Below are 792 nucleotides of genomic sequence, written 5' to 3'. Positions count from 1 at the left end.
ACAGAGCCTTGCCCCATTACCGAGCCGTCTTTCATTTGCGCGACGTCTTGCGGAATAGAAGCATCCGCCGGAGGCTGATTACTAAGCGCACCCGGAATGCCTGCTACCATGTTGCCGTTGTTGTAATCTTCTAGCGCGTACTCGCTGCGGGTCGATGGCGTATTTGGGTCGAAACGTTTACGAGTTTGCTCAACCGCACTGAAATCCATTTGGATATCCACTTGCGCGGTGTAGTTACCAAAACCAAGAATAGGCAACAGCACAGAGTCGATTTTTTCACGCAATGCTTGTTCTTGGCTGCGTTCTAACTCTTGCTCTTTACGACGCGCGGCAGATGCCGGATCTTGCGAACCAGAGCTCAACAAACGGCCATGCTGATCCGTGACGGTAATGCGCGATGTCTTCATGCCTGGAACGGCACTCGCGACCATATCGACAATCGAGTCCACTTCTTGCTGCTTGAGGTTGGCACCTGTCGATAGCGTCAAAAATACTGAGGCGGAAGCTTCTTGGTTATGACGCACAAACACACTGTGTTTCGGCAACGCCAACAACACTCGCGCTTTGCGAACCTGCTTCATTTCTTCAATGGCTTGAGCTAGCTGACGCTCACGGCTGAGCTTAAGACGTTCCTGCTCTAGGCGCTGAGAAACACCAAAGCCCATGTCTTGCAGCAGAATGTCATCGCCCGCTTCGGTCGCTTGATTGACGCCCGAACGCACCATGCCTAATTTGATTGAGTTGTACTCGCTCGACTCCACCGAAACAGTATTACCATCGAGTTTGTAATTG

1 protein-coding gene is annotated in these 792 nt (G+C 51.6%); it reads right to left on the bottom strand.

What is annotated here, in order from left to right:
• On the bottom strand, positions 1-792 hold a 792-nt coding region (gene fliF, locus R7Z47_RS24500), incomplete at both ends, for a flagellar basal-body MS-ring/collar protein FliF (protein WP_318130716.1).

Source organism: Vibrio sp. 1641 (assembly GCF_033339995.1).
Lineage (GTDB): Bacteria > Pseudomonadota > Gammaproteobacteria > Enterobacterales > Vibrionaceae > Vibrio > Vibrio alginolyticus.
The sequence above is the reverse complement of the archived record's forward strand: the minus strand, read 5'-3'. Positions and strand labels throughout refer to the sequence as shown.